Annotated in this window: 18 protein-coding genes; 8 read left to right on the top strand and 10 right to left on the bottom strand. The window is 55.8% G+C overall.

The features are described 5' to 3' along the window. Positions 1 to 59 precede the first annotated feature (59 nt). Positions 60 to 686: a glutathione S-transferase family protein gene (locus GTGU_RS17510; RefSeq protein WP_038159959.1), complete on the top strand. Its 627-nt coding sequence runs from the start codon at positions 60 to 62 to the stop codon at positions 684 to 686. Here the strand turns inward: GTGU_RS17510 and GTGU_RS17505 are convergent, their stop codons facing one another. Continuing rightward, positions 687 to 1,760, bottom strand: coding sequence for a PQQ-dependent sugar dehydrogenase (locus tag GTGU_RS17505; protein ID WP_425427485.1), 1,074 nt, complete (start codon positions 1,758 to 1,760; stop codon positions 687 to 689). Between the two features lie 154 nt (positions 1,761 to 1,914). Between GTGU_RS17505 and GTGU_RS17500 the strand changes: the two genes are divergently transcribed. Further along, complete coding sequence (locus GTGU_RS17500) at positions 1,915 to 2,373, top strand: hypothetical protein (RefSeq protein ID WP_038160175.1); 459 nt, start codon at positions 1,915 to 1,917, stop codon at positions 2,371 to 2,373. Between the two features lie 28 nt (positions 2,374 to 2,401). Here GTGU_RS17500 and GTGU_RS17495 read toward each other — a convergent pair whose 3' ends face one another. From GTGU_RS17495 to GTGU_RS17480, 4 genes are all read right to left on the bottom strand, one after another. Further along, positions 2,402 to 2,785: a biofilm formation regulator BssR gene (locus tag GTGU_RS17495; RefSeq protein ID WP_038159955.1), complete on the bottom strand. Its 384-nt coding sequence runs from the start codon at positions 2,783 to 2,785 to the stop codon at positions 2,402 to 2,404. A 151-nt stretch (positions 2,786 to 2,936) separates the two neighbouring features. Continuing rightward, on the bottom strand, positions 2,937 to 3,395 hold the full coding sequence (locus GTGU_RS17490; protein ID WP_038159953.1) for a (2Fe-2S)-binding protein: 459 nt from the start codon (positions 3,393 to 3,395) through the stop codon (positions 2,937 to 2,939). A gap of 50 nt (positions 3,396 to 3,445) precedes the next feature. Next, entirely contained in the window at positions 3,446 to 6,661 is a 3,216-nt protein-coding gene (locus GTGU_RS17485) for a molybdopterin cofactor-binding domain-containing protein (protein ID WP_038159945.1), read from the bottom strand. 38 nt (positions 6,662 to 6,699) lie between these two features. Beyond that, positions 6,700 to 8,178 (bottom strand): nucleobase:cation symporter-2 family protein, encoded by a 1,479-nt coding sequence (locus GTGU_RS17480; RefSeq protein ID WP_038159944.1) that lies wholly within the window; start codon positions 8,176 to 8,178, stop codon positions 6,700 to 6,702. Between the two features lie 402 nt (positions 8,179 to 8,580). On the opposite strand from GTGU_RS17480, the gene rimO reads away from it, so the two are divergent. Continuing rightward, a complete protein-coding gene (gene rimO / locus GTGU_RS17475) occupies positions 8,581 to 9,906 on the top strand; it encodes a 30S ribosomal protein S12 methylthiotransferase RimO (protein ID WP_038159943.1) in 1,326 nt (441 codons plus the stop codon). 70 nt (positions 9,907 to 9,976) lie between these two features. On the opposite strand, the gene gsiD is transcribed toward rimO, so the two are convergent. The 5 genes from gsiD to iaaA are packed head-to-tail and all read right to left on the bottom strand — an operon-like array spanning position 9,977 to position 16,192. Continuing rightward, on the bottom strand, positions 9,977 to 10,888 hold the full coding sequence (gene gsiD, locus GTGU_RS17470) for a glutathione ABC transporter permease GsiD (protein WP_038159942.1): 912 nt from the start codon (positions 10,886 to 10,888) through the stop codon (positions 9,977 to 9,979). A 1-nt stretch (position 10,889) separates the two neighbouring features. Further along, the gene (gsiC, locus tag GTGU_RS17465; protein WP_038159941.1) at positions 10,890 to 11,810 is read right to left on the bottom strand and encodes a glutathione ABC transporter permease GsiC; all 921 of its coding nucleotides are present in this window, start codon (positions 11,808 to 11,810) and stop codon (positions 10,890 to 10,892) included. Further along, positions 11,810 to 13,348 (bottom strand): glutathione ABC transporter substrate-binding protein GsiB, encoded by a 1,539-nt coding sequence (gsiB, locus tag GTGU_RS17460; RefSeq protein ID WP_038159936.1) that lies wholly within the window; start codon positions 13,346 to 13,348, stop codon positions 11,810 to 11,812. The genes gsiC and gsiB overlap by 1 nt, the downstream gene beginning before the upstream one ends. 27 nt (positions 13,349 to 13,375) lie before the next feature. Then, complete coding sequence (gsiA, locus tag GTGU_RS17455; protein ID WP_038159935.1) at positions 13,376 to 15,241, bottom strand: glutathione ABC transporter ATP-binding protein GsiA; 1,866 nt, start codon at positions 15,239 to 15,241, stop codon at positions 13,376 to 13,378. A 9-nt stretch (positions 15,242 to 15,250) separates the two neighbouring features. Then, positions 15,251 to 16,192 carry a beta-aspartyl-peptidase gene (gene iaaA / locus GTGU_RS17450; RefSeq protein ID WP_038159932.1) on the bottom strand — a complete coding sequence of 314 codons (942 nt, stop codon included), beginning with the start codon at positions 16,190 to 16,192 and terminating at the stop codon, positions 15,251 to 15,253. 185 nt (positions 16,193 to 16,377) lie between these two features. On the opposite strand from iaaA, the gene moeA reads away from it, so the two are divergent. The 5 genes from moeA to GTGU_RS17425 all read left to right on the top strand — a co-directional run bounded on the left by moeA (position 16,378) and on the right by GTGU_RS17425 (position 22,781). Then, on the top strand, positions 16,378 to 17,613 hold the full coding sequence (gene moeA, locus GTGU_RS17445) for a molybdopterin molybdotransferase MoeA (protein ID WP_038159923.1): 1,236 nt from the start codon (positions 16,378 to 16,380) through the stop codon (positions 17,611 to 17,613). After that, positions 17,613 to 18,362, top strand: a complete 750-nt coding sequence (gene moeB / locus GTGU_RS17440) for a molybdopterin-synthase adenylyltransferase MoeB (RefSeq protein ID WP_038159921.1) — start codon at positions 17,613 to 17,615, stop codon at positions 18,360 to 18,362. The genes moeA and moeB overlap by 1 nt, the downstream gene beginning before the upstream one ends. A gap of 148 nt (positions 18,363 to 18,510) precedes the next feature. Further along, positions 18,511 to 19,410, top strand: coding sequence for a glycyl-radical enzyme activating protein (locus tag GTGU_RS17435; protein ID WP_038159919.1), 900 nt, complete (start codon positions 18,511 to 18,513; stop codon positions 19,408 to 19,410). A gap of 4 nt (positions 19,411 to 19,414) precedes the next feature. After that, positions 19,415 to 21,847 (top strand): formate C-acetyltransferase/glycerol dehydratase family glycyl radical enzyme, encoded by a 2,433-nt coding sequence (locus GTGU_RS17430; RefSeq protein ID WP_038159917.1) that lies wholly within the window; start codon positions 19,415 to 19,417, stop codon positions 21,845 to 21,847. Positions 21,848 to 21,965: 118 nt separating this feature from the next. Then, the gene (locus tag GTGU_RS17425; protein ID WP_038159915.1) at positions 21,966 to 22,781 is read left to right on the top strand and encodes a Cof-type HAD-IIB family hydrolase; all 816 of its coding nucleotides are present in this window, start codon (positions 21,966 to 21,968) and stop codon (positions 22,779 to 22,781) included. Positions 22,782 to 22,836 lie beyond the last annotated feature (55 nt).

Raw genomic sequence — 22,836 nt, 5'->3', positions numbered from 1 at the left:
CGCTCAACATGTCTGGCCATCACCACCTGAATGCATCATCACAAAAGCAGGAGTTTTTTATGATAACGCTGTGGGGCAGAAACAACTCAACAAACGTTAAAAAAGTTCGCTGGACACTGGAAGAACTCGGATTACCTTACGATCAGATCCTGGCGGGAATGGAGTTCGGTATTAATCATGATGCGAACTTTCTGGCAATGAACCCAAATGGTCTGGTACCCCTGCTCCGTGATGACAGCACTGACCTGGTGCTGTGGGAATCCAATACCATCGTGCGGTACCTGCTGGCGCAATATGGTCAGGGAACGCTGTGGGTGGAATCGCCGGTGCAGCGCGCGCAGGGTGAAAAATGGATGGACTGGGCGAACGGCACGCTCTCCCCGGCGCATCGTGTGATCCTGATGGGGCTGGTGAGAACGCCGCCAGAACAACGGGATATGGCCGCGATAAACGCGGGTATCGCCAGTTGCGAGCCGCTGTTCGCTATGCTGGATAATGAACTGGCGGCGCATCGCTGGCTCTCGGGTGACGCGTTTGGCGCAGGCGATATCGCCATTGCCCCCTTTGTGTATAACCTGCTGCAGACGGTGGAGACCTGGCAGCCGCGCCCTCATCTGCAACGCTGGTACAAACAGCTGGCGGAGCGCCCGGCCTTCCAGAACGTCATCGCCATTCCGGTCACCTGATTACCGTTGCGGGCTGACTTTCAGTAATTCACCGTCGGACTCATCGGTTAAGACATACAGATAACCATCGGGTCCGACGCGCACGTCACGAATACGCTGCTGGCGATCCCCCAGAATACGCCCGTCTTCGGTAACCTTTTTACCGTCAACGCTCAGCACAATCACATCTTCGTCCTTCAGGGCGCCAATAAACAGTTTCCGCTGCCACTGCGGGAAGGTCTTCGCGTTGTAGAACGCCATTCCGCTCACCGCCGGGGATTTTTCCCACCAGAACAGCGGCTGTTCCGTGCCCGCCACCTGCTTGCCCTTCGCTTCCGGGATCGGTAATCCGCTGTAATTAATGCCATGCGTCGCCAGCGGCCAGCCATAGTTTTTGCCCTTCTCCGGGATGTTAATTTCGTCACCGCCGCGCGGCCCGTGCTCGTTAAGCCAGACGGTGTTGCTCCACGGATTCAGCGCCATGCCCTGCGGATTACGGATCCCGTACGACCAGATCTCCGGCCGCACGCCCGCTTTACCAACAAAGGGATTGTCTTTCGGTACTTTACCCTGATCCGTCAGACGCACGACTTTCCCCTGCAGCTTGTCCAGATCCTGCGCTGTCGGACGCTGATTATTCTCGCCGAGGCCGATAAACAGATAGCCTTTGCCATCAAAGACCAGTCGTCCGCCAAAATGGTTGCCAGTGGATAGTTTTGGCATCTGGCGGAACACCACCTGGAACCCTTCCAGACGTTTAAGATCGTTACTCAGGCGACCATATCCTACGGCAGTGCCTGCTTTTCCATCGTCACCCACCTCGGCGTAACTCAGCCAGATGCGGCGCGATGCTTCGAAGTCCGGCGCCAGTACGACATCAAAAAGCCCGCCCTGCCCGTTGTTCCAGACGCGCGGCACGCCGGTAATGGGATCGGAAAGTCCCTTACCCGACTGCCAGTGACGAAGCTGACCGCCCCGCAGGGTAATAAGCATGCCGTTATTATCGGGTAAAAACGCCAGCGACCAGGGGTGATCAAGTTTGCGCTGCAACACCTCGACGTTCACCTCCGCGGCATGTGCAGAAGCCATCAGCATCGCAGACAGTAATAGCGTGGGAACAGTAAGGCGCATAGCAGGCTCCTTTAATCGACTCTGAAATAAGGGTAGCCAGCACGAACAGGCATGACGGGATTTTTACAAAAACTTAAGCTGGTTGTGGGTTTATCAAGACAAAATTGCAGATGGGATTATGAATTTTAAAAATAAACAATTTCTGTTCTGGGGCATTATGGATGCTCTGGCTTTTCTGTCGTATTGCTTCTTTTCACTGACGAGACACAGGATCCCTTTTATTTCTGACATCCGTGAGGTTATCGCTACCATTGACATAGTTATCGGAGGTGATAGCGCCGGCACTCTGCTTATCGGTTATTTTATTTGCGAACTGCTGATGCTCGTTTCATTGCTTGTCTCTGCGTATTTATTCTTACGAAAAAAAACGGCAGCAATTACTTTTGCTTTTGTTCAGGAAATTCTGCGATTCATCACGATGAAATGTTCCATCGCCATTTTTCCGATAGTTTTAACCGTGACGGGGTTTTCGGTGCTCGCCATTAACGTGGGTCTGTTTTTACTGTCCGAGATGATAAAAATCGGTTCGTTGATGTATTGCAGGAAAAAACAGTCTGCAGAACACACAGCGCCATAAGACAGGGGGAGCCCCGCTCCCCCTGATTTCAGACATGCGCGTGTGAAGATACGGCATCCAGTTTCTGGATGCTTGATGTCAGTGTTTCAAGACAGCGTTCAAGCGTCTCTACGTTAACAGTGATGTATAATGGGCAATCCCGGTGCCCGGTCATCAGGCAAATCGCGGCGGACGCGACCGCCTCCCCCGCCTGACGCAACGTGTCTCGCTCTTCTCGCGTCAGGGACTTCCTGAGTGGTACGATTTCGTTGATCATTTCCTTACACAGTTCAAACAGATTTTCACGTAGATGATCATTTTCGCTGACTGACATGTATCCCTTCGCCTTTCTCAATTGCAGATAGGCATCGAGGTCACTACGCGCATTGATGAGTTTTTTCATCATGTTGCGTTTCAGTCTGCCAACGCTCATGCTCTTTTCCTCCTCTGTTATCCCCCTGACACCTTCATAGTATGGTTACTTTTTGTACAGAATGATGAGCAAGGTCAATGTTTGCCGTTTTACTTAACATCCTTTACAAAGTTACAACACCCGGAGAGCGCCTCCGGGTGAAGTGTTGTGTTTACGATTTTAGTGCATGGTGGATAGAGTCCAGGATTGGTTGATAGCCAGTGCAGCGGCAGATATTCCCTTCCAGCACATCTTTGAGCTGCCCGTCCGTTGGCTGCGGTGTTTTCTCCAGCAACGCCGTCGCGCTGACCAGCACGCCGGGCGTACAAAATCCGCACTGAACACCGCCTTTTTCGACGAAGGCAGTCTGCAGTTTTTGCGTGACAGGATTATCGTTCAACCCTTCCAGTGTGGTGATTTCTGCGTCATCGCACTGGGCGGCCAGCACCAGACAGGAGCAGACCGCGTTACCATTCATGATCACGGTACAGGCACCGCATTCACCGATAGAGCAGCCCTCTTTGGTGGCGGTAAGCCGGAAGGTATCGCGGACCAGATCTAACAGCCGCATGTTCCCTTCCACTTTCGCTTCGACCAGTTTGCCGTTGATCTTCACTTTAATTGTGCTCATAGTTTTGTCCCTTTTGCAGGGCGACCTGCGCCCTGTTTCCTGTGATAACGTTATTTGCTCAGCGATATCTGTACTTCCGCCATCATGTCACGGAACATACTGATAAAAACCGGTCGCTTGTAGGCCGCCGACCAGCGCTTGCCAATGGCGGCATCGATCAGTTTTTCCAGCACCTCGCAGGCGTTGTCGATGGTTTCGCTGTTCAGATGATGCCCAAGCAGACAGCATTCCACGTCCAGCAGTCGCTGCGGTTTGCTGAATAACGCGCCATCCACCAGGCGGCAGTAGTTCACCACGCCGTTGTCGTCGTACTGCATCAGCGCGCTCAGACTCTGACGGGTAATGTTCAGTGCATTGCGCCGTCCAAGCTGGTGATAAAAACCCTGTGCGTCAGGTCTGGCGGGTGGCGGCAGAATAACTTTCGTCAGCAGCTCATCCGGCTGACGCTGTGTCTTATACCCTGAGAGCAAAAACTCCCCCAATGACAGGTTGCGTACAGCAAAACGGGATCGCAGTTCAATGCGCGCATCGTAGAGAATAGCGGGAGGGATGGAGTCGCCGCAGGGCGCGGCGTTGACGATGTTGCCGCCAATCGTAGCGCGGTTGCGGATTTGATGCGAACCCACGGTGCGACATGCTTCAACCAACAGTGGGTAGCGTGTGCGCAGCAACGGATGCTCCGTAATGCGGTTGAAAGTCACCGCCGCGCCGATCGTCACCTCATGGTTGTACGGATCTTCGCTGATGGCGGACAGTTCCTCCAGATGCGAAATATCCACCAGCTTCATTGGTCGGGTCTGCAGACGCCCCTGCACAATAACATCCGTCCCACCCGCGATAACGCTGACGCCCTCGTCGGCCAGTAGCGTCAATGCCTCCTCCAGATTTTGCGGGCGACTGACTGTCACGTCGGTCAGGCGCAGCACTTGTTTTTTATTATCGGGCTCGATCATCAGCTCACTCTGGCGGGCGGGCTTTTTCAGGTTATAACCGAGAATGACCTGCTCCAGCGTCAGGGGGAGCTTATTGAAACGGGTGTTGAGAGCGAAACTTACCGCGTTGTTGATGGCGGCAGCAGCCAGTTCTGTCGCTGGTTCGCCGATCCCTTTCGCGCCCAGCGGACCGGACATGTCCGGGTTTTCGACACCGATGACTGTAATCCGTGGGATATCTTTGATGGTCGGCAGCAGATAGCTGTCGAAGTTTTCTGATTTGACCTGGCCGTGCTCAATGTTGAAATCTTCCAGCAGTGCATAACCAAACCCTTGCGCAACCCCACCACAGACCTGGCCTTCAAAGCCGACCGGGTTCAGCACATGCCCGACATCATGGGCGGCGGTGACATGCAGAAGATCGGTTTTTCCGGTGCTGGTGTTCACTCTGACTTCCGCCACCTGGCAACCATACACCCAGGTGAAATAAGGGCTGCCACACCCTTTTTCTTCATCCCAGTGGATTGGCGGCGGTACGTACCATCCATATTCGGTCAGGCTGACGCTCGCCCATTTGGTCTGATTGACCGCCGCTTTGAAATCGAGGCGGCGACTCTGGTCATGCTTGTTGATGATAAAACCGTCCTGCCAGAGAGTATCGGCAAGCACGGTCGTGCCTATGCTCTTGCCGGTAACATTCAGAATGCGTTGTTTAATTTTCTCTGCCGCGTCAAGGATCGCCCCGCCACCGACCATTGTACCGCGCGTGGCTGCCGTCGAACCGCCATCACCGATCATTGAGGTCGGTGGTTCGCTGAAATGGATGTCCGCGAGTGTAATGCCAAACGCCTCTGCCGCAATCAGCGACATGGTGGTCTGTAGCCCCTGCCCGTTTTCCGATACGGAGGTGGAAATATTCACGCTGCCGTCTTCGTTGACCTGAATCAGTGCCGTGGAGGTATCGACCCCTTCCGCGCCGATGGAGCAGCCGCGATAGCTTAATGCCAGACCGATACCATAACGGTAAACGCCGCCCTGCTGATTGAGTTCGCGATAGTGCTGACGTTTTGCCATGTATTCTGAAGAAGCTGTTGCTTTTGCCAGTACTTCCAGCGCGGACACCGTGTGCTTATCGAACACCTGCCCGGTCACCGAGGCGTCGCCCTGACGCAGAGCGTTAATTTCCCGCAGCGCCACCGGAGACAGGTTCAGCTGTTCTGCGATGTCATCCATGAAGGACTCATGGGCGTAGACCACCTGCGGCGAACCAAAGCCGCGCATCGCGGAGGTGTAACTGTTATTGGTATACACCGCCGTCACATCGATGTGGACGTTGGGAATATGGTAGGGTCCGGCAGCCTGCACGGAGGAACGCCAGGTGACAAACGGCGACGACGCCGCATAACCGCCGCTGTCCGCCAGAATGTCGATTTTCATCGCCACAATCCGCCCGGAATCATCCAGCCCGGCTTTGTACCTCATTTTGTAAGGGTGGCGCTTGCAGCTCTCGATGATCGACTGCTCACGGTTGTAGGCAAACTTAACCGGACGCCCCGTCAGACGGGTCAGCAGCGCCGAGCGACAGGCAAGATGATCGATAATATCGTCCTTACCACCAAACGACCCGCCCATGACCGCACGTTTAATGTTGATCTGGCTTTGCGGGCAGTCCATAAATCTGGCGACAAAACCGCGAACGCGGTGCGGGTTCTGAATCGAACCAGAAATAATCAGACTGCCGTCAGTCGGGTCAAGCCAGGTGAGAATAACCTCCGGTTCGATGTAGGCGTGTTCCTGAAAACCGACTTCATAATCGCGCTCAAAGATATGCTTCGCCTGAGCAAAACCCTCGTCGATATTGCCTTTGATCGTGTGGTGGTGCGCGGCGATGTTATCGCTACGATCGGGATGGATAAGGCGGGCACCGGGTGCCAGCGCCGCCTCCACATCGGTTAATGGCGCATAGGGTGTGTAACGCACGCGAATTTTGTCTGCCGCTTCGCAGGCCGCGGCATAACTGGTGGCGGCAACCACCGCAATCACATCGCCGTGGAACACCACCTCATCCTTTACGATGGGCAGGTAATCTTTAACAATAACGCCCACGACCGGCGTACCGGGGATATCCTGCCAGGTGGCGATTTTAACCACCCCGTCCACCGCCAGCGACTCGCTGAGATCGAGCTGTTCAATTTTTCCGCTCGGAATATCCGCATAACGGCATACGCCATATAACATGCCCGGCAGGGTGATATCATCACCGTAAATTGCCGTCCCTTTTACTTTCGCGAGTCCATCCACACGTCCTTGCGACGCTGAACGTAAGGCACACATAGTCTTCCCCTTTTCACTATCCGTTGTTGATGTTCGGGTTACATTGATTTCGTTTGACTTTCATCTTTCTGTACTTTTCGCAGCAGCAACCACATCCGTACTGTTCTGACCGCCACGCGCCGGGCGGCAGTGCTGGAAGGTAATAAGTCAGGTTCGTGGCTGTCATGTTGATGCGTATGGAGTAACGGCAGACCTTTCCCGTTCAGCGTCAGGTTTGCCAGAATGGCGATGACCGTGCCGATGGTAATGCCGCTGTGAAGAAACATTTTCAGCATCGGCGGGAACTGATCGAAGAGGTGTGGTACCAGCACCGGCATCAGCCCGAGGCCAATGGTCAGGGCCACCACCATGCCGTTATTGTTGTCGCGGTAGTTGACGCTACCCAGTGTGCGAATACCCGCCACCACCACCATGCCGAACATCACCACGCCCGCGCCGCCCAACACCGGTTTGGGGATCACCACCACCAGTGCCGCCATTTTCGAGAACATACCCATCAGCATTAAAATCAGCCCGGAGACCGCGACGACGAAGCGGCTACGCACTCCCGTGAGACCAATCAGCCCGACGTTCTGAGCGAACGCCGCATAAGGAAACAGGTTGAAGAGCCCGGCGATAGTCGTGGTCAGGCCGCAGGCGGTTAAGCCATTACGCAACGTTTCGGCACTGGCTTTTTTACCGACGATGTCCCCGGTCGCCATTATCGAGGACATGGTTTCCAGCATTACCACCACCATCGTCACCGACAGCAGTGCGACAGGAATAAGATGAAACTCGGGTTTTGCCATCCGCATGACGTGCGGGAAGCTGAGCCATGACGTGGATGCAACGAGGTGAAAATCGATCGATTTAAACAGCCACCAGATAAAGCTGCCGGAGACTAAACCAATCAGCACAGCGATATTTTTTATCATCCCGGAACCGAAGGTATAGACGTTCAGAATGATAAAAAGCGTGACCGCCGCGATGGCCAGCGATGTCAGATCGCCAAAGGCCGCCTGCCCGCTGCCACCTTCGCCAATCCAGTTTCCCGCCACCGGCATTATCGACAGACCAATTAAGGTCACGATGGAGCCCATCACCACTTTGGGAAAAAAGCGGACCAGGCGGCTAATCCACGGCGCGCATATCAACGTGAAAATACCGGCGCAGATCACCGCCCCGGAAACCCCGCCGATACCATACTCTTTGCCAATTAAAATCATCGGCACCAGCGCGGCAAAAGTGCAGCCCTGAACCAGTGGCAACCGGCAACCCAGCCAGCGGCCGATGCCCAGCGCCTGAATGATAGTGGCGGCGCCACAGATAAATAAGTCTGCGCTGATTAACAGGATGATTTGCTCCACCGGTAACCCCACGGCGTTACCAACCACCAGCGGTACGGCAACTGCACCGGCGTACATCACCAGAACATGTTGCAGACCATAGAGGAACATTTGCCCTACAGGGAGGATTTCATCGACGGGTGAGGAAGAGGACGCTGAGAGTCCACGACGGCTTAACGCTGATTCATTCATAAAAACATCTTTCCTTTTACGGCCAGAATTGCTCATTCCAGGAGGCAATCGGGGTGCCAGAATATGGCTGAAGTACGCAATAAAGATGCAAACCTGAAGAGCTATGCGTGATGTGTGCCAACATTGGCCGGGCGAGGGTTATCAGTGAATTAACGTGATGGGTTTCATAAAAAACCGCACCAGACAACCTTGCAGATGCAGAATTAACCGCCAGAAATTTAAATAAAAGCGAGAGTTGATAATGATAAATTATCACATTGAGAGAATTACGCTGTCAGATGAGACAGAATGTCAGTGCCAGGCCTGATACAGAGACTGACGACAATCTCCAGTACAATTTCTCCCCCGATCTCTGTAGAATCGCTGCCCTGACCATTCCAATAATTGAATAATTTTTGAGCTATGAGCAATGTAACGCAGCAGCCTAAGATTGGTTTTATCTCATTAGGCTGCCCGAAAAATCTGGTTGATTCCGAGCGCATCCTCACTGAACTGCGTACCGAAGGGTACGATGTGGTTCCCCGTTACGATGATGCCGATATGGTTATCGTGAATACCTGTGGTTTTATCGATAGCGCGGTCCAGGAATCGCTGGAAGTGATAGGTGAAGCGCTGAACGAAAACGGCAAAGTTATCGTCACCGGTTGTCTCGGGGCGAAAGAAGATCAGATCCGTGAAGTGCATCCGAAGGTACTGGAAATTACCGGCCCGCACAGCTATGAGCAGGTACTGGCGCATGTGCATCATTATGTGCCGAAGCCGCAGCATAACCCGTTCACCAGCCTCGTACCGGCACAAGGTGTGAAGCTGACGCCACGCCACTACGCTTACTTAAAAATTTCCGAAGGCTGTAACCATCGCTGCACTTTCTGCATTATTCCGTCCATGCGTGGCGATCTCGACAGCCGCCCAATTGGCGATGTGCTGGCAGAAGCCAAACGCCTTGTCGATGCGGGTGTGAAAGAGCTGCTGGTGATCTCCCAGGACACTTCCGCCTATGGTGTTGATGTAAAACACCGTACTGGTTTTTACAACGGTGAGCCGGTCAAAACCAGCATGGTCAGTCTGTGCGAACAGCTGGCGAAACTGGGCGTCTGGGTGCGTCTGCATTATGTCTATCCGTACCCTCACGTTGATGATGTGATCCCACTGATGGCGGAAGGCAAAATTCTGCCGTATCTCGATATCCCGTTACAGCACGCCAGCCCGCGCATTCTCAAGCTGATGAAGCGCCCGGGTTCGGTCGATCGCCAACTGGCGCGCATCAAACAATGGCGCGAAATCTGCCCTGAACTGACGCTGCGTTCGACCTTTATCGTAGGTTTCCCGGGTGAAACCGAGGAAGATTTCCAGATGCTGCTCGACTTCCTGCAAGAGGCGCGTCTGGATCGCGTTGGCTGCTTCAAGTACAGCCCGGTCGAAGGCGCAACCGCCAACGAACTGCCGGATCAGGTACCGGAAGAGATCAAAGAGGAGCGCTGGAACCGCTTCATGCAGCTTCAACAGCAGATTTCTGCCGAACGCCTGCAGGAGAAAGTGGGCCGCGAAATCCTGGTGATTATTGATGAGGTCGATGAAGAAGGCGCGATTGGCCGCAGCATGGCCGATGCCCCGGAAATCGACGGCGCGGTCTATCTCAACGGTGAAACGAAAGTGAAACCGGGCGACGTGGTTCGTGTGAAAGTCGAAAACGCAGACGAATATGATCTGTGGGGTAGCCGGGTTTAATTATCCTGATTGCCACACCCGCTCTTGTAGCCCCGGTAAGCGCAGCGCCACCGGGGCATTTCACAAATGCCTACCCTTTTATTTTCGGATCCAGCGCATCACGAAGCCCGTCGCCTAACAGGTTAAACGCCAGCACCGTCAGGAAAATCGCAATCGCCGGGAAGATCGCCACGTGTGGGGCAATCACCATATCAGCACGCGCTTCATTGAGCATTGCGCCCCATTCCGGCGTTGGCGGCTGCGCACCCAGGCCAAGGAAAGAGAGACTGGCGGCGGAGATTATCGACACACCAATACGCATGGTAAAAAAGACCACAATCGACGACACGGTTCCCGGCAGAATATGGCGGAACAGAATGATACTGTCACTGGCGCCGATGCTGCGCGCGGACTCAATAAACGTCTGATGTTTAAGCACTAAGGTATTGCCGCGCACCAGGCGGGCAAACGCCGGGATCGAGAAGATAGCCACGGCGATGATCACATTTGCCATCCCGCTTCCCATCACCGCGACGACCGCAATCGCCAACAGAATGCCTGGGAACGCGAACAGCACATCGCAGATACGCATGATGATGCGATCCCACCAGCCTTCGTAGTAACCCGCCAGCAGCCCCAGCACAATGCCAATAGCCGCGCCAGTCAGTACAGCAAACACCCCGGCGGCGAGCGAGATCCGCGCGCCGAGCAGTACCCGACTGAAAATATCGCGGCCAAGAGAGTCAACACCAAACCAGTGCATCATTGACGGCCCGTCGTTCAACCGGTCGTAGTCAAAGTAGTTTTCCGCATCAAACGGCGCTATCCACGGCGCGACCACCGCCACGGCGATCAGCAGCAATACAAACACGCCTGCCGCCAGCGCGATGGGTTGACGGCGGAATCGCCGCCAGAATTCACGCCATGGCGTGCGCACCTGACCGGGTTTGACCGTCGGCATGGCGTCTAAAACGGCTTGTCGTCGCCAGTTTAACAATCTCACCTTATTTGTACCTGATCGCCGGGTTAATGGCTGCGTAGAGCACATCTACCACTAAGTTGATAAGAATGAATTCCAGAGAAAACAGCAGCACTTCAGCCTGAATGACCGGATAGTCACGCATTTCAACAGAATCCACCAGCAAACGCCCCAGCCCCGGCCAGTTAAACACTTTCTCCACGACGATAGAACCACCGAGCAGGAAACCAAACTGCAGACCCATCATCGTCACCACCGGGATCATGGCGTTACGCAAACCGTGTTTGAGCACCACCAGCGTTTCGCTCACACCTTTCGCCCGTGCCGTGCGCATATAGTCTTCGTTGAGCACATCCACAAACGAGGCGCGGGTAAAGCGCGCCATCACCGAGGCCACCGCCGCGCCGAGGGTAACAGAGGGCAGAATGTAATGACGCCAGCTGTCCGCCCCTACGGTGGGCAGCCATCCCAGTTCTACGGAGAAGATTTGCATCAACAGCATCCCGAGCGCAAAGGCCGGAAACGAAATGCCGGTCACCGCCAGCGCCATGCCGAGCCGGTCAGGCCAGCGATTGCGCCACACTGCCGCCGCAATGCCCATCGCCATGCCGAAGATTACCGCCCACACCATGCTGGCGAGAGTCAGCCACAGCGTCGGCAGAAAGCGGCTGGCGATCTCTTCCGACACCGGACGCCGTGACACCATCGAGTGGCCGAAATCGCCCTGCAACACGTTGACGATGTAATCGAAGAACTGAATATGCAACGGCTGATCGAGTCCCAGTTGTTGCCGTACCAGTGCAATAACCTCTGCGTCCGCCTCGGGACCGGCGATTAATCGCGCCGGGTCCCCAGGTAACAGGTGGACGAACAGGAACACCAGCACTGCCACAATCAGCAGCGTGGGGATCAGTCCGAACAGCCGTTTGATCACATAATTGAGCATTACTTCAGATCAGCCTCGTCAAAACTGAATCCGGTATCCGGCATGATATAAAAACCGGTCAGATTTTTGCTGTGTGCCGAAACCAGTTTTTCCACCACCAGCGGCACCCACGGCGACTCTTTCCAGATGATATCCTGTGCGTCTTTGTACAGGCGGGTTTTCTCTTTTGGATCGTTGGTTTTCAGTGCGTCGGCCAGATCGCTGTCCACCTGCTTGTTGCTGTAAAACGCGGTATTAAACAGGGTTGGCGGCCAGTTCTGCGAGGAGAACAGCGGCGACAGCGCCCAGTCTGCTTCACCGGTCGACGCAGACCAGCCGGTGTAGAACATCCTCACCCCGCTCTCTTTCTGCCCCTTGCCCTCCACTTCCGCCGCACGCTGCCCTGCATCCATCGCCGTTACCTGTGCCTTAATCCCGATTTGCGCCAGTTGCTGCTGAGTAAACTGCAGCACCTTCTGCGCCGTGCTGTGATTGTGCGACGACCACAGCGTGGTGCTGAAACCGTTGGGGTAACCCGCCTCTTTCAGCAACGCTTTCGCTTTGGCCGGATCGTACGGCCACGGCTGATATTGCTGCGCAAAAGCAATCGACGGTGGCACAATGCCCGTCGCCGGAGTGGCATACCCGGCAAACGCTACTTTCACCAGCGCCTGACGGTTAATGGCGTAGTTGATCGCCTCGCGCACTTTCGGGTTGTCGAACGGCTTTTGCGTCACGTTCATGCTGATGTAACGTTGCATGATGGACGGGCTGGCGACCAGTTCCAGTTTGCTGTTTTTTCCGAGGATCGCCGCCTGCTCATAAGGGATCGGGAACGCGAACTGCGCTTCACCCGTCTGTAACATTGCCGCACGAGTATTGTTATCCACCACCGGACGCCAGGTGATGGTGTCGAGCTTCGGCAATCCCTGCTGCCAGTAACCGGCGAATTTCTTCACCTTCACAAAATCGGTCTGGTTCCAGGTATCCAGTTGATACGGACCCGTCCCTACCGGGTGGAAACCAATCTCTTTGCCATATTTTTTCAGTGCCGCCGGGGAGATCATCGCCGTCGCCGGGTGCGCCAGGATATTGATAAACGCAGAGAACGGCGACTTCAGGGTGATTTTCACCGTGGTGGGATCAACCACTTCCGTCTTGTCGATATTTTTGTACAGGTTATAGCGCTTCAGATGGTTGGCCGGGTCGCTGGCACGGTCAAGGTTAGCTTTCACGGCGTCAGCGTTAAAGTCTGTGCCATCCTGGAACTTCACCCCCTGACGGAGTTTGAGGGTATAAAACAGACCGTCATCGGAAACGGTATAACTCTCCGCCAGCACGTTCTGCAGTTTCATGTCCTTATCAAGGCCAAACAGCCCCTGATAGAAGGATTTCGCCACCGCCTGCGACAGGGTGTCGTTAGCATCGTAAGGATCTAATGTGGTGAAATTAGAGCCTACCGCCACCACGACATCTTTTTGCGCAAAGGCGGGCGCGGCTGTCAGGGCGGAAATAACACCCAGCGCCAGCAGCCACTTACCTGAAATTCGTTGTGTCATCTCACTCTCCTGATAATCCCTGCTTAATTAACGTGTCAGCGCATTCGCCGCCGGGTCGCGGGCGACAAAATGGCCCGGCGCAACCTGTTGCAGCGGTACGCTGACGCTTTGTTCTCCCCGCTTGTAAATATTTCCTGGCATTTCGTCTGACAACAGCACGCGCTGTGGAGGACGATGCGCCGGATCGGCCACCGGAACGGCGGCCATTAGTTTGCGGGTGTAGGGGTGTTGCGGGTTTTCAAAGACGGCACGCCGGGGACCCATCTCAACGATCCGCCCCCGGTACATCACCGCCACGCGATGGCTGATGCGCTCGACCACCGCCATATCATGGGTAATAAACAAAAACGCGATGCCCATCTCACGCTGCAGGTCGAGCAGCAGATTGATGATCTGCGCGCGAATGGAGACGTCGAGTGCGGAAACCGACTCATCGGCCACCACCACTTTCGGGTTCAGCGCCAGCGCCCGGGCGATGCAGATACGCTGACGTTGCCCACCGGAAAACTCATGGGGATAGCGCCAGGCGTGCTCCGCGTTGAGTCCCACGCGCTCCAGCAACCAGCCAACGCGACGACGGGCAGCATCGCTGTCCAGCAGACCGTGCACCAGCAGCGGCTCCATAATCGAATACCCGACCGTCTGACGCGGGTCGAGCGACGCGTAAGGATCCTGAAAAATAAACTGAATGTCGCGCCGCAGCGCCTGTAACTTGCCTGATGAGAGCAGATCCACGCGCTGCCCCTGAAAGGTGATGGTGCCGCTTTGCGCCTCAACCAGTCGCAACAGTGCGCGTCCGGTGGTTGATTTCCCGCAGCCGGATTCCCCCACCAGCGACAGCGTCTCCCCCGGCCATAAATCAAAACTGACCTTTTCCACCGCGTGGACTTCACGGGTAATGCGATTAAGAATGCCGCTACGCAGCGGGAAACGCGCGACCAGATCGCGTACCTGCAAAATGGGCTCGCCGGCCACCACGGTGTCCTGCTCCGGTTCTGGCGGGGTAAAGGGGGTACCTTCTGTCACCAGTGGAAAACGTCGTGGCAAATCACTGCCGCGCATCTCGCCGAGCTTCGGCACCGCAGCCAGCAATGACTGCGTGTAAGGGTGTTGCGGCGCACTGAAAATCTGCGTCACGCTGCCGGTTTCCACCGCCTCACCTTCGTGCATCACCAGCACCCGATCGGCGATATCAGCCACTACGCCCATATCATGGGTGATAAAAATCACCCCCATCGCCATCTCTTTTTGCAGGACGGCGATAAGCTGTAAGATCTGCGCCTGAATGGTGACATCAAGTGCCGTTGTCGGTTCATCGGCGATCAGCACCGCCGGGCGACAGGAAAGCGCCATGGCGATCATCACCCGCTGGCGCATGCCGCCGGAAAGCTGATGTGGGTAGCGCGACAGCATCGATTGCGCTTCCGGGATGCGCACCCGGTCGAGCATTTTCCGCGCTTCCGCCATCGCTTTGTCGCGGCTGAACCCCTGATGCAAACGGATCGACTCGGCAATCTGCTCACCAATGGTAAACACCGGGTTGAGTGAGGTCATCGGCTCCTGGAAAATCATCGCAATATCAGCACCGCGAACGTGACGCATCTGCGCGGCGCTCTGTTCGCCCAGCTCAATCACCCGCTGATTACGACGGCGGAGCAACAGATGATCGCTGCGCATCTCCCCACCCGCCTGTTCGATCAGCCGCAGCAGCGACAGCGCGGTGACCGATTTACCGGAGCCGGACTCGCCCACAATCGCCAGCGTCTCGCCACGCCTGAGCTTAAACGACAGGTTACGGACAGCGGGTACCGACTGCTGTTCATGGGAAAATGTGACGTTAAGGTTTTTAACCACCAGCACATCGTTGGGATCTATCTCTCGACTGTGAGGCAAACTGGCTCCTTACTCACTGTAGATGCCGACATTGGGGGCATCGCCGGCAAAGGCAAACGCGCGATACATTCCCTCGCTGTTAAAGGGCAGCGCAACATTGCCTTCGCGATCGATGGCGATAAGTCCGCCGCTGCCGCCAAGCGCGGGAAGTTTTTCGAGGATCACCCGCTCGCAGGCTTCCTGCAGGCTTAGTCCGGCATACTCCATCAGCGCCGAAATATCGTAGGCTGCCAGTGTACGCATAAACACTTCGCCGGTACCGGTGCAGGAGACGGCGACACTGGCGTTATTGGCATAGCATCCGGCGCCGACGATCGGCGTATCGCCTACGCGACCCGGCAGTTTGTTGGTCATTCCGCCGGTGGAAGTTGCCGCCGCCAGATTGCCCATTGAATCCAGCGCCACAGCGCCGACAGTGCCCATTTTGCTGCGCTCATCAAGCGGGGCCGCATCATGGTCGAGCCGGGTTTCCCCTGCCTCGCGCGCCTGTAAAAGCTGCTGGTAACGTTCCGGGGTCGAAAACAGGCTGTTTTCCACCTGTTCCATGCCCTGCGACGCAGCAAACTGTTCAGCGCCTTCGCCAATCAACAGCACATGCGGGCTGCGCTCGAGCACCAGTCGCGCCGCCAGAATGGGGTTACGCAGATGCTTTACCCCCGCCACCGCGCCCGCCTGCAACAAATTACCGTCCATAATACAGGCATCCATTTCATGCTGCTCAGCCGAGGTAAATACTGCGCCAGTGCCGGCGTTAAATAACGGACACTCTTCCAGCAAGCGGACGACTTCAGTGACCACATCAAGCGCACTGGCATCCGCTTCCAGCATTTGTTGCCCTTTTTCAACAATGGCCGACAGCGCCGCAACGTACTGCTGCTCACGCTGCGGAGAAAGTTGTCCACGAGAAATCGCGCCTGCGCCACCGTGAATGGCGATCACCGCCTTACTCATTTCTTCGCCTTGTGATGAATTGAACTGCTTTTTCTATACATATCATTAGACTGTCGCCTTGCTTATCTCTTTTTTGAATATAGAAAGTGCCACCAGTGCTGTAAAGGCTACACCTCTTGTGGCATACAGCGCATTGCCCTTTTCTGCCATAATGGGCGCAATTGAATTTTCAGCAGGAGTTTCCCATGGATTTTAACGCCGGACTGATGCCGCTTGAGGCTGCCCTGTCGCAAATGCTTTCCCACATCACGCCGCTCGCCGCATCGGAATCCGTGCCGCTGGTGCAGGCGTTTGGCCGGGTCACCGCAACTGACGTGGTATCGCCGTTGGACGTACCGGGTTTTGATAACTCGGCGATGGACGGGTATGCGGTCAGGCTGGCGGATGTGCAGAGCGGCGCGCCATTGCCGGTCGCCGGCAAAGCCTTTGCCGGGCAGCCATTGCAGGGCGAATGGCCCGCCGGTACCTGCATTCGCATCATGACCGGCGCGCCGGTTCCCATGGGCTGCGATGCAGTAGTGATGCAGGAAGAGACGGAACACACCGATGCGGGCGTGCGGTTTACGGCGCCGGTTAAAGCCGGGCAGAACATCCGTTACCGTGGCGAGGATATCGCAACGGGCGCCACGGTGTTCCCGGCAGGCACGAAACTCAGCGTGGCGGAACTGCCGGTGCTGGCGTCACTGGGGATCCCTGACGTCAACGTAGTACGTAAAATCCGCGTGGCGCTGTTTTCAACTGGCGATGAATTGCAGTTGCCTGGCCAGCCACTGGGGGACGGGCAAATATATGACACCAACCGCCTGGCAGTGCACCTGATGCTGGAGCAGCTTGGTTGCGAAGTCATTAACCTCGGCATTGTGCGAGACGATCCCGAACAGTTGCGCCAGACGTTTATCACCGCCGACAGCCAGGCTGACGTGGTGATAAGCTCCGGCGGCGTGTCAGTGGGCGAAGCGGACTACACCAAAGCCATCCTTGAAGAGCTGGGCGAAATCAGCTTCTGGAAACTGGCGATCAAACCGGGCAAACCGTTCGCTTTCGGCAAACTGAAAAGCAGCTGGTTCTGCGGTCTGCCGGGCAACCCGGTCTCTGCGGCCCTCACCTTCTACCAGTTAGTGCAACCGCTGCTGGCCGCGCTGAGCGGCAGCAACGCCCCGGTGTTTCCGACCCGCCAGCGCGTACGTACCACCACGCGACTGAAAAAAACACCGGGCCGCCTCGATTTTCAGCGCGGCGTGCTCAGCGTTAACGCGAAAGGCGAACCGGAAGTGACGACCACCGGGCATCAGGGCTCGCATATTTTCAGCTCCTTCAGCCAGGGAAACTGCTTTATCGTGCTTGAACGTGAGCGCGGAAATGTGGACGCGGGCGAATGGGTTGAGGTGGAACCCTTTAATCATTTGCTTGGAGGGGTGTAATGGCTGTCGAACTGAGCGATGCGGAGATGCTGCGCTACAATCGCCAGATTGTGCTGCGCGGTTTTGATTTTGACGGTCAGGAAGCACTGAAAGCCGCGCGGGTGCTGGTCGTCGGGCTGGGCGGTCTCGGCTGTGCCGCCGCGCAGTATCTGGTTGCCAGCGGCGTCGGCAACATGACGCTGCTCGATTTTGACACCGTATCGCTCTCCAATCTTCAGCGCCAGACGCTGCACAGCGACGCGACCATCGGCCAGGCGAAAGTGGAGTCCGCGCGCGCGTCACTGGCGCGCATTAACCCGCACGTTCAGTTCACCACCCTTAACGCCCTGCTGGACGACGACGCGCTACAGGCGCAGATTGCGCAGCACGATCTGGTGCTCGACTGCACCGACAACGTCACCATTCGCAATCAACTGAACACGGGCTGTTTTGTGCATAAAACACCGCTGGTTTCAGGCGCGGCGATTCGTATGGAAGGTCAGATTAGCGTCTTTACGTATCAGCCGGGTGAACCCTGTTACCGCTGCCTGAGCCGCCTGTTTGGCGAAAATGCGCTGACCTGCGTGGAGGCGGGCGTAATGTCGCCGCTCGTTGGCGTCATTGGTGCGTTGCAGGCAATGGAAGCCATCAAGGTGCTGACGCATTACGGCACGCCTGCGGTCGGCAAAATCGTGATGTATGACGCGATGACCTGCCAGTTCCGGGAAATGAAGCTAATGCGAAACCCTGACTGCGAGGTGTGCGGGTAAGTCACGGCACCCCGCCACAGGCATTAATCCTCTCTCCATCACAACGTGACGAGGTCCCTGCAGACAACCTGTCACCTTTTTGATTTGCATCAACTCAACTTTCATTCGAAAGTTATTTACTTTTCATATGCAAAAGGAAAGGTGATTTATGATCTTCAACATTCAGCGCTACTCGACCCATGACGGCCCCGGTATTCGTACTGTGGTGTTCCTCAAAGGGTGTTCACTCGGATGTCGCTGGTGCCAGAATCCGGAGAGCCGTTCGCGCTCCCGCGACCTGTTGTTTGACGCCCGTCAGTGCCTCGACGGCTGTCAGATCTGCCAGCAGGCCGCGCCGGAGGTCATTGAGCGCGCGCTGAATGGTTTAATGATCCACCGCGAAAAACTGACCGAAGACCATCTTACGGCGCTCGACAATTGCTGTCCGACACAGGCACTGACGGTATGCGGCGAAACGAAAAACGTTGATGAGATCATGTCCACCGTTTTGCGTGATAAACCGTTTTACGATCGCAGCGGCGGCGGCATTACCCTCTCCGGCGGCGAACCGTTTATGAACCCGGAAATAGCGCTGGCTCTACTGAAACAGAGCCATCAACAGGGTATTCACACCACCGTGGAAACCTGTTTGCATGTACCGTGGAAATATATCGAACCGGCGCTGCCATTTGTTGATCTGTTCCTGGCGGATCTGAAACATGTCGACAGCGAAGTGTTTAACGCCTGGACCGACGGTTCGGCGAAACGGGTACTGGATAACCTCAAACGCCTCGCCGCTGCCGGGAAAACGCTGATCATCCGCGTCCCGCTGATCCCTGGTTTCAACGCCGATCACGCCTCGATTACCGCCATCACCCGTTTTGCCGCTGACGAATTACACGTCAGTGAGATCCATTTTTTGCCGTATCACACGCTGGGCATGAATAAATACACGCTGCTCGGCCAACCCTACTCTGCCCCTGACAAGCCGCTGGATGACCCGGAATTACTGGCCTTTGCGCAAGACATTGCCCGCCAGAAAGGGTTAACGGCGACCCTACGAGGATAACCCGATGACCACTTTGACTCTTAACACGCTCTCCGCCCGCATTCAGGCGCACAAAAAAGCGCTGGTTCACATCGTGAAGCCGCCGGTCTGTACCGAACGCGCCCGCCATTACACTGAAATATATCAGCAGAACATGGATAAACCGATCCCGGTACGCCGCGCTTTGGCGCTGGCGCATCATCTGGCGGAACGGACTATCTGGATCAAGCATGACGAGCTGATTATCGGTAACCAGGCGAGCGAAGTGCGCGCTGCGCCGATTTTCCCGGAATACACGGTCAGCTGGATTGAAAAAGAGATCGACGATCTGGCCGACCGTCCCGGCGCTGGCTTTGCGGTCAGCGAAGAGAACAAACGCGTACTGCATGAAATTTGCCCGTGGTGGCGTGGCCAGACCGTTCAGGACCGCTGCTACGGTATGTTTACCGATGAGCAAAAAGCGCTGCTGGAAACCGGCATCATCAAAGCTGAAGGCAACATGACCTCCGGCGATGCGCATCTGGCGGTAAACTTCCCGCTGCTGCTGGAAAAGGGGCTCGACGGGCTGCGCGAGAAAGTGGCGGAACGCCGTTCACGTCTGAACCTTACCGTGCTGGATGACCTCCACGGCGAACAGTTCCTGAAAGCCATCGACATTGTGCTGGTGGCCGTCAGCGCTCATATCGAACGCTACGCCGCGCTGGCACGGGACATGGCACGCGATGAGATCCGCGCCAGCCGTCGCGATGAGTTGCTGACGATCGCGGAAAACTGCGATCGCATCGCCCACCAGCCGCCGGAAACCTTCTGGCAGGCGCTGCAATTGTGCTGGTTCATCCAGTTGATGTTGCAGATCGAATCCAACGGCCATTCTGTATCGTTTGGTCGCATGGACCAGTATCTCTACCCGTGGTATCGCCGCGATGTTGAACTGAATCAGACACTGACCCGCGAACAGGCGATTGAGCTGTTTCACAGTTGCTGGCTGAAACTGCTGGAAGTGAACAAGATCCGCTCCGGCTCTCACTCGAAAGCCTCTGCCGGTAGTCCGCTGTATCAGAACGTCACCATCGGCGGTCAGACGCTGGTCAACGGCAAACCGCAGGACGCGGTCAACCCGCTGTCGTACGCGATTCTGGAATCCTGTGGTCGTCTGCGCTCCACGCAGCCTAACCTCAGCGTGCGCTATCACGCCGGAATGAGTAACGATTTCCTTGATGCCTGCGTGCAGGTGATCCGCTGCGGCTTCGGCATGCCTGCGTTCAACAACGATGAAATCGTGATCCCGGAATTTATCAAACTTGGTATCGAGCCGCAGGATGCGTACGACTACGCTGCGATTGGCTGCATCGAAACCGCCGTCGGCGGCAAATGGGGCTATCGTTGCACCGGCATGAGCTTTATTAACTTCGCCCGCGTGATGCTCGCCGCGCTCGAAGGCGGCCGTGATGCCACCAGCGGTAAAGTCTTCCTGCCACAGGAACTGGCGCTGTCGAAAGGCAATTTCCGTGATTTTGACGAGGTGATGACCGCCTGGGATCGCCAGATTCGTTATTACACTCGTAAATCGATTGAAATCGAATACGTGGTCGACACCATGCTGGAAGAAAACGTTCACGATATTCTCTGCTCAGCGCTGGTCGATGACTGTATCGAGCGCGCGAAAAGCATCAAGCAGGGCGGTGCAAAATATGACTGGGTATCCGGTTTACAGGTCGGCATCGCTAACCTCGGCAACAGCCTCGCCGCTGTGAAAAAACTGGTGTTCGATGAGGGCGCGATTGGCCAGCAACAACTGGCGGAGGCGCTGGCGGATGATTTCGACGGTTTGACCCACGAACAGTTGCGCCAGCGTTTGATCAACGGGGCGCCAAAGTATGGCAACGACGACGACAGCGTTGATGATCTGCTGGTTCGCGCTTATCAGACCTACATTGATGAGCTGAAGCAGTACCATAACCCGCGCTATGGTCGCGGCCCGATCGGTGGCAACTATTACGCCGGGACGTCGTCAATATCCGCCAACGTGCCGTTTGGTGCAGCTACCATGGCGACACCGGACGGACGCAAAGCCGGAACGCCACTGGCGGAAGGGGCAAGCCCGGCTTCCGGCACCGACCATCTCGGCCCGACGGCAGTCATCGGCTCCGTCGGTAAACTGCAGACCGGTTCGATTCTCGGTGGCGTGCTGCTCAACCAGAAACTGAATCCGGCGACGCTGGATAACGACAGCGATCGGCAGAAGCTGATGATCCTGCTGCGTACCTTCTTCGAGGCGCATAAAGGCTGGCATATTCAGTACAACATCGTGTCGCGCGAAACATTGCTGGATGCGAAAAAACACCCGGATCAGTACCGTGATCTGGTGGTGCGCGTGGCCGGTTACTCGGCCTTCTTTACCGCCCTGTCGCCGGATGCGCAGGACGATATCATCGCGCGTACCGAACACACATTGTAAGGACCTGCCGGGTGGCACTGCCGCTACCCGGCGTTTTCTTTCATTCGAAATAAATTTGTGGTTTAGCTCACATTATCATTAGAATGCTTCTGGTCGCAGTCACCCCAGGAGCACAGGTATGACCGTAAAAGTAATCGTCACTGATATGGACGGGACTTTTCTCAATGATTCCAAGACATACGATCGTGAACGTTTTCAGGCGCAATTCCGCGCGCTGAAAGCGCGTGACATCGAATTTGTCGTCGCCAGCGGCAACCAGTATTACCAGTTGATCTCCTTCTTCCCTGAACTTAAAGATGAAATGTCGTTCGTCGCAGAGAATGGCGCGCTGGTATATGCCCATGGTGAACAACTGTTTCATGGTGAACTGACGCAACATGAGTCGCAGATCGTCATCGGGGAATTGCTGAAAGATGAGCACCTGAATTTCGTGGCCTGCGGTCTGGAGAGCGCCTACGTCAGCGACAAAGCGCCAGAGAATTTCGTGGCCCTGATGGCGAAACACTACCACCGCCTGAAACGCGTCACCGACTACCGCGAGATCAACGACACGCTGTTTAAGTTTTCGCTTAACCTGCCGGACAGCGATATTCCACAACTGGTGGACAAACTCCACGTCTCCCTCGATGGCATTATGAAGCCAGTCACCAGCGGATTCGGTTTTGTCGATTTGATCATCCCTGGCCTGCACAAAGCCAACGGTATCAGCCGCCTGCTGAAACGCTGGAAACTGTCGCCGCAGAACTGCGTGGCCATTGGAGACAGCGGCAACGACGCGGAGATGCTGGCGATGGCAAAATATTCTTTTGCCATGGACAACGCCGGACAGGCGATTAAAGACATTGCCCGTTACCGGACTGATGACAACAATCACAACGGCGCGCTGAACGTAATTCAGGCCGTGCTGGACAACGCCTCGCCGTTCGATAACTAATCCCCAACCGGAGCGCCCTGCTCCGGTTTTTTGTTCTCCTCCTCGCACTTTCACT

This window comes from Trabulsiella guamensis ATCC 49490 (assembly GCF_000734965.1).
In the GTDB taxonomy this organism is placed as follows: Bacteria; Pseudomonadota; Gammaproteobacteria; order Enterobacterales; family Enterobacteriaceae; genus Trabulsiella; species Trabulsiella guamensis.
Note: the sequence above shows the minus strand (reverse complement) of the source record. Positions and strands in the feature narration are given on the sequence as shown.